Genomic DNA, 13,174 nt, shown 5'->3' with positions numbered 1-13,174 from the left:
TTTAGCGAACGTCCTCATACAAAATCACAATCACGCTCCCATTAACGGATTTTGTGTGAATAAACTTACCATTGTTATTGCTGAATTACGCGTTCATTGACTCATTCAACCACCATACAAAGAGCGTATGGAATTTCACAAAAGTGTCATATAACCGACCTATCATATGCGACAAATGTTATTAACTAGGAGTTGTTTATGTTACGAGTCGCGCTTGCCTCTCTTTTATCCTTAGCCCTGTCTTCTCAAGCTGCTTTTGCACAAGAAACCAATATTTCGGGCTCCACTTCTGTTTCTCGAGTGATGGACGTATTAGCTGAGGAGTACAACAAGACTCACCCTGATAACTACATTGCCGTTCAGGGCATCGGCTCGACAGCGGGTATTACCATGGTTAATAAAGGTGTGGCTGATATCGGCATGAGCTCACGCTACTTAACTGACCAAGAACAGAGTGACAAACTCAAGGTATTCCCTATTGCCTTTGATGGTCTAGCTGTTGTAACTAACCGTTCAAACAGCGTGAGTAACGTTTCTCGCGAGCAACTATTTGATATCTACAAAGGTAAAATCACCAATTGGAAAGAAGTGGGTGGTGCCGATCAACCTATCGCGGTTGTGACTCGTGAAGCGTCTTCAGGTTCACGCTACAGCTTCGAAAGCTTACTTGGTTTAACAAAGATCATTAACGACCGTTTAGTGTCTGACATCAACCCAAATAACTTAGTTGTTAACAGCAACAGCATGGTGAAAACGATCGTAAATCACAACCCACACGCTATCGGCTTTATCTCTGTTGGTTCAATCGACCGCTCTATCAAGGCCATCACTTTTGAAGGCGTAGAGCCGACATCTAAAAACATCGCAAACCACAGCTATGAACTGGCTCGCCCATTCTTATTGCTGCACAAGACGGATTCAGTTTCTGAAGAGAGCAAAGACTTCATCAAGTTCGTGAAATCTAAACAAGGCCAAGACCTGATTGAAGAATACGGCTACACTCGCATCAAATAAGTGAGTAAGTTTTATCTTATGAAAACAAAAAGAGAGAGCATCACGCTCTCTCTTTTTTTTGAATCTTTATAAATCGCTTACTTTCAAACCACTTAGAAGTGAAGTTGAATCACTGAAACGATAACAGCGCCAGGGCGACGAACACCTTCGATTTCTACGCGAATCTCGCGTTCGATCTCTAGACCTTTCTTAATTGGTGTTACTTTCGTTAATGTACTTTTTGCACGAACGTTGCTGCCCGATTTAACAGGGTATGGAAAGCGAACCTGGTTAAGACCAATGTTCACAACCATCTTCGCTGTTGGGAATTGAGATTTGTCAGGATCAACGCTATCGGTTAGACGCGGAAGCAAAGACAAAGTTAAGAAACCGTGTGCGATGGTGGTTTTGAACGGAGAATCAGTTTCGGCTTTCTCTGGCTCAGTGTGGATCCACTGCATGTCTTCAGTCACAAGACCAAATTGGTTGATGCGATCTTGGCTTACATTGATCCAATCGCCAGTATGAATAACTTCACCAATCTTCTCGTTCAGCTCATCAAACACAAGTTGTGCTTCTGGTTTTAGTACGATTGGTTGCTCTACTGGCACATCTTCGTTTACCGCAGGTTTGTGGTGATCACGAACCCATGCAAAGAAGTGGCTGTTTTGTGTGCGGTTCAGAAAGTCGCCCCAGTAATCTCTAAGAGCTGGAGACATCCATTGCATAAACTCTGAGTGTTGCGATGACAAGCTGTCGCCTCGGTGTTTAAATAAATCAATGACCTTCATAAGAACCTCAATGCACAAAAAATTTCAATATAACTTCGTAATTTTGAAACAGTTCACACTATTGTGCAAATAGTTTCGAGCATACAAGCGTTAGCTGAACACCTGTATTTCATTATTAAACAGAAACTTACCAATAAAACATCATTTTATTAGAAAACTCAAAATAGAGTATTAGCTCCATCACATAATAAAGATTTGATTATATAAAAAGCATTTTTATTACTCTGACGCATAAAAAAAGGCTTAGCACACTGCTAAGCCTCAGTTTTTACGAGGATTTAGTCTTTACAAAGAATCCGCTTTATGAGGAGTGACTTCTTCTACTCATCATCAAGTGGCACTAATTTAGTATTACCACCGTGTGCTTTTTCACGTTTACGCTGCACAAATGCATAGAAGCCTGGGATTAGGAAAGTACCCGCCATCAACACACATAACAGACCACCAATCAGTGAAATACCAAGAGAGTTCTGGCTCACGTGACCAGCACCCGCCGCAAAGATAAGCGGGAAGATACCTAAGATAAACGACCAAGACGTCATGTTCACAGCACGGAAACGTAGAGTACCGCCCTTCACTGCCGCATCGACGATCGGTGCGTCTTTCTCCTCACGCTCGACCTTCGCGAATTCCACAATCAAAATTGCGTTCTTCGCGGCCAAGGCTATCAAAAGAACCAAACCAATCTGTGCGTAAAGGTTCAACGGTGTGCCTGTTAGGTTCAACGCCAAGAAAGAACCTAAGGTTGCCACAGGTACAACTAAGATAATCGCAATAGGTATTGTCCAGCTCTCGTATTGAGCCACCATGAACAAGTAGATGAAGATCAGCGCCAATGCAAACGCGAAGATCGCTTGGTTGCCTGCTAATACTTCTTGGTAAGCCATACCAGTCCATTCGTACTGGTAACCTTGTGGCAGAACTTCTGCCGCTACACGTTCCATCGCCGCAATCGCATCACCACTTGAGTAACCCGGTGCTGGCTGGCCTTGGATTACTGCACTGCGGTACATGTTGTAACGCCATGCTACATCGGGTTCAAAGATCTGATCGTAAGTCACAAGCGTACTTAGCGGGATCATCTCACCAGCAGAAGAGCGTACGTGGAATCGTTGTAGGTCATCCATGCTGCTACGGTGGTCACTGTCTGCTTGCATGGTTACACGGAAGTTCTTACCAAACATGGTGAAGTCGTTCACGTACAACGAGCCAAGATTACCTTGCAGTGTTTGGAAGATTTCCGACAACGGAATACCTAGCTGCTGCGCTTTCTCACGGTCAATATCGACATAGTAGTGAGGTACGTTGGCGCGGAAAGTACTGAATGTATGTGAAATCTCAGGCTGCTTGGTCGCCTCAGTAATCACGTCATTCATCACCATCGCTAGGTCAGTACGGCTACGGCCTAAAGTGTCTTCAAGGACAAATTCAAAACCAGACGCTGCACCCATACCTGGTACCGCTGGCGGTCCCATTGCAAATACAATCGCCTGAGGAAGTTCAGTCGCAGCCCGTCCATTAATACGCTGTGAGATAGCCTGTGCTGAATGTTGACCATCCAGTGCGTTACGCATGTTCCAATCGTGAAGCTTGATGAACATCGACGCACCATTCGACGCAGAAGCGCCTGTCATGAATGCGTAGCCGTTAACCAGTGTTACACCATCGACACCCGGCTCTTGCTCAACCATCTCTAGTAATTGCTTGGTCACATCTTCAGTACGAGACAGGGATGCCGCATCTGGAAGTTGAACGTTAACCAGCAGAATACCTTTATCTTCTTGAGGTACGAACGCCGTAGACGTTGTCTTCGCAAAGTAAGTCACAGCCGCCAAAGCTACGAAGAAGAAAGTGAACAGCAGAACGCCTTTCTTAACTAAGAAGCCTGCTACTTGACCGTATTTGTTAGTAACAGATTCTAGACCACGGTTAAAGGCTTGGTACCAACGAGCCGTGTTACCACCACCTTGTTTAAGAACCAATGAACACAATGCTGGTGACAGCGTTAATGCGTTGATCGAAGAGATAACAACCGCGATACAGATAGTCAGCGCGAACTGACGGTACATGATGCCAGTAATACCCGGAAGCATTGCAACTGGGATGAATACCGCGAGTAGTACCAAGGTTGAAGTAATAATTGGGCTCGTCACTTCTTTCATCGCGATCAGCGTAGCTTTACGCGGTGAAATCGTTGGGTCTTTCGCCATGGTGGTGTCGACGTTTTCGATAACCAAGATCGCATCATCTACTACGATACCAATTGCCAAGATCAAACCAAACAGAGTTACCGTGTTGATGGTAAAGCCCGTCATCTGCATGATGGCAAATGTACCAATCAAAGATACAGGAATCGCAACAACAGGAATCAAGGTTGCACGAGCACTACCCAAGAACAGGTACGTAACTGCGATAACGAGCAAAATAGCTTCGATCAGCGTTTTTACTACCCCTTTGATCGACTCAGCAACGAAGACTGTCGTGTCGTAACTCGCTTCATACGCAACGCCTTCAGGGAAGTTTTTGCTGAGGTTGTCGAGCATCGCCATTACGGCTTTACCACTTTCCAACGCGTTAGCGTCTGACTGAAGTGACAGCGTTACGATCGACGCATCTTGACCACGGTATTTACCATTACCGTCGTAGAACTTTTTACCAAGCTCAACACGAGCAATGTCTTTTAAGTAAACCGTTGAACCATCTTGAGTGGCACGAAGAACAACATTTTCAAACTCATCCGCAGTTTCTAGTCGGCCTTTTGTTACCAAGTTGAATTGTACTTCTTGTGCGTTGTTATAAGGTGCAGCACCAATACGACCAGCAGCAACTTGAACGTTCTGTTCCACCAACGCGCGGTTCACGTCAGAAGTGGTGATATTGAGGTTAGCCATTTTCTCAGGATCTAACCAGACACGCATCGCGTATTCACCACCACCTAGCACGTTAACTTCACTGATGCCCTTCACACGAGCCAGTTGGTCTTTAATGTTTAGGTTGACGTAGTTGATCAGGAATTGGTCATCGTACTCACCATTTGGAGAATAGAAGTTCAATACCATCAAAAGGTCTGGCGAACGCTTTTTAACGGTGACACCCACCATTCGAACTTCTTGTGGAAGCTTCGATTCGATTTGAGCAACTCGGTTCTGAACGTTGACCTGAGCCATATCTGGGTCAGTACAAACATCAAAAGTCACGTTAAGGTTGTATGAACCATCGTTAGCACTCTTTGAAGACATGTAGATCATATCTTCAACGCCGTTCACCGACGTTTCTATGGGGTCGGCTATCGCCTGTTCCACTACTTCTGCACTTGCACCTGTGTAAAAAGCAGACACACTTATCGAAGGTGGGCTAATTTTTGGGTATTCCGCCACAGGCAAGATAGCGAGAGAGATCGCACCTGCCAGCGTCAATATTATGGATATAACAAGGGCAAACTTAGGCCTTTGAATAAAGAAACGACTTAACATATCTACGCCCCTTACTCTGCTTGCTCAGCCGCAGAAGGTTGAATTCGAACAGACATACCGTTACGAACACGCTGAAGGCCTTGAGTAATAACGGCATCGTCTTTCTCTAGACCAGAGTGGACAATCACCCCCCCTTCAACCTTTCGGCCCATCTCAATGTTTCTACGCTCTGCAACAGGAGCTGCTTCACCTTCAACTAGCACCATAACAAAGTCGCCTTCAAGGTCGGTTTGAACCGCGCGGCGAGGAATGGTTACAACATCAATAGATTGCTTCTCACGCAGCTCAACACGAACGTGCTGACCAGGAAGAAGTTGCTGATCTGGGTTATCGGCAATCGCACGCATCGCGATCGTACCAGTGTTTAGGTTGATACGGTTGCCCAAGAAATCGAGCTGACCTAGGTGTTCGAATGCTTCGCCATTTTCAAGCATGATTTGCACCTCAACACGATCAGAATCGCTGCTGCCATCACCTTCAATACGGTCCATACCTAACTCGATACGCTCTCGCTCACTGATGCTGAACGATGCATGGATTGGGTCTAAGCTAACTAAAGTCGTTAATACGCCAGAAGATGGAGAAACCAGATCACCCGTGCTCACTTTGGTATCGCTAATACGTCCAGAGAAAGGCGCAACAATCTTAGTATGAGAAAGCTGAACGTTAGCGGCATTTAGCTGAGCTTGACCAGCTTCAAGCTGTGCTTGAGAACCTAATAGGTTTGCCGTCAATGCATCGAATTCCGATTGAGAAATACTGCCTTTAGGAAGTAGGTTCTTACCACGGTTGAAATCTAGTTCAGCCTTTTTAAGATTGGCGTTAGCTTGAGCAACAGCCGCTTTAGCGCTTGCGACTTCAGCTTCAAATGATGAAGGCTCTATCGAGTAAAGCAGCTGCCCTTTTTCGACCATTTGGCCTTCTTTGAAATGACGGCTTTGAAGATAGCCAGAAACCTGCGCGGTAATTGCCGTGTCTTCAACCGCTTCAATACGGCCGATGTACGACTTACTTTGCTGATGAGAAATCACGCTAACATCCTGTACAGCTACGAGAGGTAATGGCGCTTGCTTGGCATTTTGAGCATCTTGCCCACATCCAGCAAGAATAAGAGAGCTTGCAAGAGCCGTAAGGATTAACTTTTTACGCATGGTTATACCGTCACTTATGAGAAATTGAACAGCATAAAAGTTACGTAACACAATTGCTTCAAATGTCCGAGGAATATCAATTATAACTCGCAAAAGTGTTTCAACTTGTAAATTGAAATTGGATATATATCAACCCTTTACAAAGCATCAACAATTCATGATCAAATATATCTTTCCTACTTCCCCTCTCTGTATATATTGTCTAACATAATATGGTTTCAATAATAAAAACTCATACTTCCTTGTTAAGGTAATTCGAATGATTTCAAAATGGGCAAAACGTTTCTATCAAATGGCGGAATTAGTCGGTTCCTGGAGTAAGGATCCGTCCACTCAGGTTGGTGCTGTTATCACCAAACACAACCGCATTGTTTCGGTTGGCTTTAATGGCTACCCTCATGGTGTATCGGACAGTGCTGATACTGATGATCGTGAGATGAAATACCTAAAAACGCTTCACGCAGAAGAGAACGCAATCTTGTTTGCTAAGCGTGATTTAGACAGCTGTGAAATCTGGGTAACTCACTTCCCTTGCCCAAACTGCGCAGCGAAAATCATCCAAACCGGTATTTCTGCGGTTCACTGCCCAGAGCAAAGTGAAGACTTTCTTTCTCGCTGGGGAGACAAAATCAAAGTGAGCCAAGATATGTTTGAACAAGCAGGCGTGCAAGTCGATTGGTTGCCACTGGCAGACCTAGACTAAGCGAACAGATAGTTAGAACAAAAAAGCCGAGAGTCGATATTATCGCTCTCGGCTTTCTTTTGTTTGGGGCTCAGCGGACTGCAGGATTAAGCACTGACAGGAAATGCTTCAGCGTATGCTTCCATGAAATCTTTACGAATCTCTTGCTCTAGATGAACCGCCTTCTCGGTTGGACAGAAAATCATAAAATGGACTTCTTGCTCACCGGTTGAACTGCTTGTGATGTGGATATGCGGCTCAGAGCCAGGAAGGTCGACACCAGCGTGTTTTTCGATCACGCCGTTATAACGACGAGCAACATCGATAAACTCTTCACAATGCTCTTCAATTTTGACAATAAGACCCGGCACCATTGGGTACAGATTCACGAAGTCTTTCACCGTCACCGTAAAGCTATGGTAAACGTAACGCTTCATAAAGTTGAGGTTCTTTACAGGATAAGTAAAGAACATGCTGTTAGGCAGCGTAGCGGTCTTGCCAGTGAAGTGGTATTGCCCATGATACAAGTCGATTTCTTGAATCACAGTCGCCATCAAGTTGTGTTCAATCACCTCACCACTGATTTTACCCACTTCAATCCAATCACCAATTCTAAATGAGCGTGAGCTAGCACGTTGAATAGAGCCGGTGAAACACAAGATGATCTCTTTTGACGCCACTACTATCGCAACGGCAATTGCTGTTACTGAGAGAGCAAACTCACTGATTTCAGATTTCCAGAGAAGAAAAAGCGTTATAACAATAATCGCAAAGGTGCCGTTTTTAGTACGGGACATCCAATTACGTTGGTCTTCGCTAAGGAAAGCAACATCACCCCTAATTTGAGATAAGGTGATTCGGCGGATGATTAAAATAAGACTGATAATCAGCGCACTAAAAATAAACTTATGAGCGAGTAGGAAATCTATTACTTGCCACACTTTTTCCATTACTTATTCCTTAGTATTACGACATTTAGCTTTACAAGAAAGCCGCTAATATCAGTGCTATGAAAAAGCGCTCAACTCCAGAGCGCTCGTGTTCATTCTGATATTAACTATTAGGGCGTGTTGACCTTTCGCGGTTAAGTTTCGTTCGGATGGGGACGCCTAGTCAAAAGCGTTTTAATCGCGGCGAGGGAGATGTAGCATAATCATTCTAAGCAAATATCCCTCACAAAGAGTAAAACGCTTTTTACGGGTCGCCCAGCTCGAACCCTTCGGGCAGCGTTTGCTGGTAATTTCTACTACGTTATCGGCTTCTCATGTAGGCTAGCTACACATCGACGCCTCTGCCTTGTATAAATAACCCAGCAACTCGCTGCGAAAATCAACTCGAAAGAGCAACACACCCTAGAAGGCTATCATTTTATCTTGGCAGAAGTAATAAATTGGCCAAAAGTTTCACACCAAATCACAACGGTATTAAACCGACTAAGATCAGTACCTTCCGGTAGTTCAACCATAAACCGGTCAAATGTTTTGACATCTCCGACTCTGAGTAACTCGCTCTTACTGTCATTAAAGGCTTGCTCGGTTTCAATGAACTTAGGAGAGAGGTAAACCTTGTAATCTGGGCCCGGAGCAAGTTCGCCTTCAAACGCAATAGCAGTTTCTGAAACCGAAACGATACCCTCACCCCAATGTAAGAAATCACTGTCTTGGCGGCCTTTAGTGAACTCTCCGGTATAAATGGCCTGTTGGCTGATCGCTTCAACCGAGCTCGAAGATGGAGAATCAGGTTCAATTAAGATGGGCAGTGCGTAAACCCCAAGCCCAAAACCAACAGCACCCACGGCTAGGTGGGTGCAAAATAAAACTAACTTTTTCATCGCGTACTCCCTTATGCTTAAAGAGAGTATTATTGAATACTCTCAAAAATACAAAGAGATATCGCGTTAAAGGCCGCTATTTTTGGTAGTGAACGGCTGTGCGTTGTGACAGTTCAACAATCACTTTCACCGCCTGTTCCATGCCTTGAATGGTAATGAACTCGTGAATACCGTGGAAGTTGTAACCGCCAGTAAAGATATTCGGGCATGGTAAGCCCATGAATGACAAGCGAGCACCATCTGTACCACCTCGGATCGGTTTGATCATCGGCTCCACATCGCATTCGATCATCGCTTGTTTAGCCAACTCAATAATGTGCTGATGAGGTTCAACCATCTCTTTCATGTTGAAATAGCTATCGGTTAGCACCAGCTCAACACGGCCTTTCTCAAGACGCTCATTTAGCTCATCCACTTTTTGTTGCATGAATGCCTTACGCGCTTCTACGCCTTCGCGCTCAAAGTCGTGAATGATGTAGCCAAGCTCAGAGCGAGCCACACACATTTCCGCTGACTTCAAGTGGTAGAAACCTTCATAGCCTTCTGTACATTCCGGCGTTTCTTGTGATGGCATCATCAATTGGAACTGCGCAGCAATGTTCATCGAGTTCACCATCTTACCTTTTGCGGTACCTGGATGAACGTTCACGCCATGACAGATAACATCCGCACTTGTGGCATTGAAGTTCTCAAATTCCAACTCACCAACGGAGCCGCCATCAATGGTGTACGCCCATTCGGCACCAAACTTTTCTACATTAAATAAATCCGCACCACGACCAATCTCTTCGTCTGGCGTGAAACCAATGCAAATGTCACCGTGTTTAATTTCAGGATTTGCTTTGAGGTAAGAGATAGCACTGATGATTTCAGCGATACCCGCTTTGTTGTCAGCACCAAGCAAAGTAGTACCATCGGTTGTAATAAGGTCATGACCATGAAGAGCATCAAGATCTGGGTATTGGCTTGGGTTTAAGCTCTCACCACTTGTACCTAATTCTATCGTTCCGCCTTGGTAATCTCTAATCACCTGTGGTTTCACGTTCGCACCTGATGCGTCAGGAGCGGTATCCATGTGCGCGACAAACCCAATCGCAGGTACTGGATAATCGACGTTCGACGGCAGTTTCGCCATCAAATAGCCATTTTTATCTAAAGAGACATCAACTAGCTCTAATGCGATCAATTCTGATTTTAAGACTTCTGCAAAGGTGATTTGACCCGCTGAACTTGGGCACTGTGGGTTAGAAGGGTCGGATTTCGTATCGAAAGTAACGTAATTCAGAAAACGTTCTACAAGCTTTTCCATAATTCATCTCACCATGGATTAAGTAATTGATTTACTGACTTAATAGTTAGGCGCATTGATAAGTAATTTGTTATTAGAAAAATACGTACGCAGAGTCAGTAGCGAGGTTTTTCATCTTACGCCCCTGACCATCTATGTATTTGCTCTAAATCATTATTGTGTGAAATTAGAGAGGCTTCCTATACTTGAAAACAGAAGGTTTCGTCAGTTCCAATATTGCATACGGATGATAAGCGGTCGCTTTGTACGCATTCTACGCCCTTCGCTCTCAGCCTAAAAAAAGTACAAAGTGGATGATGATCACAGTTTATCCTTGATGCAGAATCTGTCATACGTTACACGGAGATATAGTTATGACGATTAATAAATATTTCATTTTCTATCCTCAAGCCTCTGAGGAAACACTTCAGCCAGTATTAACTGAGAAAGAAGTTCAAAGGCAGGAAGCTCTAAAGCAGGCGCAGACCCAAGGTGGGTTCGATACAAACGCAGCCTAGTAACTGAATGGATCTCTAGTACCATTAAGACCCCTATAAAAACGCTCTACTCACTATCCGGTAGAGCTTTTTTATTTCTAATGCAGTACTCATTCCTCGGCGTTCGAATGCGCTAAAACTGTCGTTACATTACCTTTCTACTAATCCCTTCTTACATACCATTTTCACAACTAATGCTTGCTGCTCACAACGTTGAGAAATGACTCATTAAAGTACCTCAAGCCATACCTTGTCTTACCATTTTGTGCTAATAATTCATATTCGTTTTCATTCATCACTCGCCCTTTTTTCAAAACTATAATGCGAGTACCAGAGAACCCAACAACAGGAATCCTGAATTCAATGGAATATTCAAAACTAGGAAGTAGCCAAATTCCCGTTTCCCGAATTTGTCTTGGGAGCATGACTTGGGGGCTGCAAAATACTCAACAACAAGCTGACCAACAAATCGAATACGCATTAAGCCAAGGTATTAACTTTATTGATACGGCAGAAATGTACGCAGTGCCGCCTTCTCCTGATACCTATGGCAAAACCGAAGCGATTATCGGTGACTGGTTATCACGCAATCCAAAGCGTCGCCAAGAGTTGATCATTGCCAGTAAGATTGCCGGCCCTGGCTTACCTTGGGTCCGTAACGGTGGCCCTATCACAGGTGAAGCGGTGATCGCCGCAGTTGATGCATCACTAAAGCGTTTGCAAACAGACTACATCGATCTGTACCAACTTCACTGGCCAAATCGCACAACACCTCACTTCGGTAAACATTTCCCGAATCAGATTCGTTTTAGCGACATCGCCCGACAACAGCATGAAGCTGAAATGTTGGAGATCTTACAAGCTCTAGCAAGCTGTATTAAAGCAGGCAAAATCCGCCACGTTGGTCTATCCGATGACAGCACTTGGGGCATTAACACTTACCTCAAGTTAGCCGAGAAGCATGACTTGCCGCGTATGGTCTCTATCCAAAATGAATTCAGCCTGCTACACACGAAAGACTGGCCATATTTGATTGAAAACTGCGTGCATGAAGACGTCGCTTACTTACCGTGGTCACCTTTGGCGGCCGGTATGCTTAGTGGCAAATACATTGATGGCGCAAGGCCGGAAGGCAGTCGTTGGACTTACATGCAGCGCAAAGGCATTTTCCGTGATACTGAATTGGCTAATGAAGCAGTTAAAGGCTACGTAGAAGTGGCAAACGCTCATGGATTCACGCCGAGTCAGCTCGCCTTAGCATGGTGTAACCAAGTGGATGGCGTTACCTCAACCATTATTGGTGCAACCACTATGGAACAGCTCAAAGAGAACATAGCAGCGTTCAGCAAGCCGCTTTCTGAAAAGATTCTGACTGATATCAACACCGCCCTTAAGCGCTATCCTGTACCGTATTAAGCAGTAGGTTAAGCTTATCAGATTCTGTTGAGCTTAAGTTGATCCTATAAGAGCGCACTATTTAGTGCGCTTTTGTTTTTTTAAGTGGGGCGCTTTTGTTTTTATATGGATCGCATTGGCTTATCGCACTTTTGGTTATCTAACCTTTGCTCTATAATGCGCGGGCTTATATCTAGGATAAAAACATGATTTCAAAAAACCAATTAAAACTCCTTCGTGCTTTGGGCCAAAAGAAACAACGTAAAGCCCACGGCCTGTTTCTAGTTCAAGGTGAAAAGAACGTTCTTGAGCTATTCAATAGTGACTTAGTCGTGAAGAACGTCTTTGCTACTGCTGGTTTCTTATCTGAAAATCACGCATCACTGATTGAGTTTGATTGTGTTGAAGCCTCGCTAGACGATCTAACCAAAGCGAGTACTTTGGTCAGTAACAATGCGGCAATTGCCGTGGTTGAGATTCCAAAGGTTGAATTACCACAAGCGACAGGCTTGATGATTGCGCTTGATGGCGTATCTGACCCGGGCAACCTAGGTACCATCATTCGCGTAGCAGACTGGTATGGCATTAAACATATCGTTGCGAGCAGCGATTGCGCTGACCCATACAACCCTAAAACGATCAGTGCGACCATGGGTAGCTTTGGCCGAGTACACGTAAGCCAAACAGACTTACCGGCTTACTTAGAGCAAGCTAACCTGCCAGTTTACGGCGCGTTTTTAGAAGGTGAAAGTGTTCATAAGACTGACTTCACTGCAAATGGCATTTTGCTGATGGGCAGCGAGTCTCACGGTATCCGTGAACATGCGGCTAAGTTCGTGACGGACAAAATCACCATTCCAGCATTCGGTGGCGCTGAATCTCTAAACGTAGCAATGGCGACAGGTATCATTCTTGACAATATGCGTCGTCAACATAGTTAGAGCTCATTCACTCACTGACTAACAAGCAGTGTGCAGATATTAAAAAAGGCGTATTGATTAAATCAGTACGCCTTTTTATTGGTTCATCGCGGATTAGCGGGAACTAAAAACAAAAACGGTAGTAAGTGATAT

At 44.5% G+C, this 13,174-nt stretch carries 11 protein-coding genes; 5 read left to right on the top strand and 6 right to left on the bottom strand.

Annotation, left to right across the window (positions count from 1 at the left end; genetic code table 11):
- Positions 1-198: 198 nt before the first annotated feature.
- A complete protein-coding gene (locus JC606_RS14585; RefSeq protein ID WP_116871339.1) occupies positions 199-1,014 on the top strand; it encodes a phosphate ABC transporter substrate-binding protein in 816 nt (271 codons plus the stop codon).
- 92 nt (positions 1,015-1,106) lie between these two features.
- Here the strand turns inward: JC606_RS14585 and JC606_RS14580 are convergent, their stop codons facing one another.
- The 3 genes from JC606_RS14580 to JC606_RS14570 form a co-directional block, all read right to left on the bottom strand.
- Entirely contained in the window at positions 1,107-1,784 is a 678-nt protein-coding gene (locus JC606_RS14580; RefSeq protein ID WP_137406740.1) for a MaoC family dehydratase, read from the bottom strand.
- Between the two features lie 320 nt (positions 1,785-2,104).
- On the bottom strand, positions 2,105-5,257 hold the full coding sequence (locus JC606_RS14575; RefSeq protein ID WP_198778849.1) for an efflux RND transporter permease subunit: 3,153 nt from the start codon (positions 5,255-5,257) through the stop codon (positions 2,105-2,107).
- An 11-nt stretch (positions 5,258-5,268) separates the two neighbouring features.
- Positions 5,269-6,408: an efflux RND transporter periplasmic adaptor subunit gene (locus JC606_RS14570; protein ID WP_198778848.1), complete on the bottom strand. Its 1,140-nt coding sequence runs from the start codon at positions 6,406-6,408 to the stop codon at positions 5,269-5,271.
- A 259-nt stretch (positions 6,409-6,667) separates the two neighbouring features.
- Here JC606_RS14570 and JC606_RS14565 point away from each other — a divergent pair, with 259 nt between their 5' ends.
- Entirely contained in the window at positions 6,668-7,111 is a 444-nt protein-coding gene (locus JC606_RS14565; RefSeq protein ID WP_004737813.1) for a dCMP deaminase family protein, read from the top strand.
- Between the two features lie 86 nt (positions 7,112-7,197).
- Here JC606_RS14565 and JC606_RS14560 read toward each other — a convergent pair whose 3' ends face one another.
- From JC606_RS14560 to pepT, 3 genes are all read right to left on the bottom strand, one after another.
- Positions 7,198-8,040 carry a mechanosensitive ion channel family protein gene (locus JC606_RS14560; RefSeq protein ID WP_102425993.1) on the bottom strand — a complete coding sequence of 281 codons (843 nt, stop codon included), beginning with the start codon at positions 8,038-8,040 and terminating at the stop codon, positions 7,198-7,200.
- A gap of 413 nt (positions 8,041-8,453) precedes the next feature.
- Positions 8,454-8,921 carry a DM13 domain-containing protein gene (locus JC606_RS14555; protein ID WP_198778847.1) on the bottom strand — a complete coding sequence of 156 codons (468 nt, stop codon included), beginning with the start codon at positions 8,919-8,921 and terminating at the stop codon, positions 8,454-8,456.
- A 76-nt stretch (positions 8,922-8,997) separates the two neighbouring features.
- On the bottom strand, positions 8,998-10,230 hold the full coding sequence (gene pepT / locus JC606_RS14550) for a peptidase T (protein ID WP_198778846.1): 1,233 nt from the start codon (positions 10,228-10,230) through the stop codon (positions 8,998-9,000).
- A 353-nt stretch (positions 10,231-10,583) separates the two neighbouring features.
- On the opposite strand from pepT, the gene JC606_RS14545 reads away from it, so the two are divergent.
- From JC606_RS14545 to JC606_RS14535, 3 genes are all read left to right on the top strand, one after another.
- The gene (locus JC606_RS14545) at positions 10,584-10,727 is read left to right on the top strand and encodes a hypothetical protein (RefSeq protein WP_162884312.1); all 144 of its coding nucleotides are present in this window, start codon (positions 10,584-10,586) and stop codon (positions 10,725-10,727) included.
- 342 nt (positions 10,728-11,069) lie between these two features.
- Positions 11,070-12,122: an aldo/keto reductase gene (locus JC606_RS14540; RefSeq protein WP_198778845.1), complete on the top strand. Its 1,053-nt coding sequence runs from the start codon at positions 11,070-11,072 to the stop codon at positions 12,120-12,122.
- 185 nt (positions 12,123-12,307) lie between these two features.
- Positions 12,308-13,042 carry an RNA methyltransferase gene (locus JC606_RS14535; protein ID WP_137406734.1) on the top strand — a complete coding sequence of 245 codons (735 nt, stop codon included), beginning with the start codon at positions 12,308-12,310 and terminating at the stop codon, positions 13,040-13,042.
- Positions 13,043-13,174: the final 132 nt, after the last annotated feature.

Origin of the sequence: Vibrio sp. IB15, assembly GCF_016406055.1 — a bacterium.
Classification (GTDB): domain Bacteria; phylum Pseudomonadota; class Gammaproteobacteria; order Enterobacterales; family Vibrionaceae; genus Vibrio; species Vibrio chagasii.
The sequence above is the reverse complement of the archived record's forward strand: the minus strand, read 5'-3'. Positions and strand labels throughout refer to the sequence as shown.

Excerpts from the sequence above, each read along its gene's own strand:
- JC606_RS14585 (WP_116871339.1), top strand. The coding sequence starts at position 199 with ATGTTACGAGTCGCGCTTGCCTCTCTTTTATCCTTAGCCCTGTCTTCT.
- JC606_RS14580 (WP_137406740.1), bottom strand. The coding sequence starts at position 1,784 with ATGAAGGTCATTGATTTATTTAAACACCGAGGCGACAGCTTGTCATCG.
- JC606_RS14575 (WP_198778849.1), bottom strand. The coding sequence starts at position 5,257 with ATGTTAAGTCGTTTCTTTATTCAAAGGCCTAAGTTTGCCCTTGTTATA.
- JC606_RS14570 (WP_198778848.1), bottom strand. The coding sequence starts at position 6,408 with ATGCGTAAAAAGTTAATCCTTACGGCTCTTGCAAGCTCTCTTATTCTT.
- JC606_RS14565 (WP_004737813.1), top strand. The coding sequence starts at position 6,668 with ATGATTTCAAAATGGGCAAAACGTTTCTATCAAATGGCGGAATTAGTC.
- JC606_RS14560 (WP_102425993.1), bottom strand. The coding sequence starts at position 8,040 with ATGGAAAAAGTGTGGCAAGTAATAGATTTCCTACTCGCTCATAAGTTT.
- JC606_RS14555 (WP_198778847.1), bottom strand. The coding sequence starts at position 8,921 with ATGAAAAAGTTAGTTTTATTTTGCACCCACCTAGCCGTGGGTGCTGTT.
- pepT (WP_198778846.1), bottom strand. The coding sequence starts at position 10,230 with ATGGAAAAGCTTGTAGAACGTTTTCTGAATTACGTTACTTTCGATACG.
- JC606_RS14545 (WP_162884312.1), top strand. The coding sequence starts at position 10,584 with ATGACGATTAATAAATATTTCATTTTCTATCCTCAAGCCTCTGAGGAA.
- JC606_RS14540 (WP_198778845.1), top strand. The coding sequence starts at position 11,070 with ATGGAATATTCAAAACTAGGAAGTAGCCAAATTCCCGTTTCCCGAATT.
- JC606_RS14535 (WP_137406734.1), top strand. The coding sequence starts at position 12,308 with ATGATTTCAAAAAACCAATTAAAACTCCTTCGTGCTTTGGGCCAAAAG.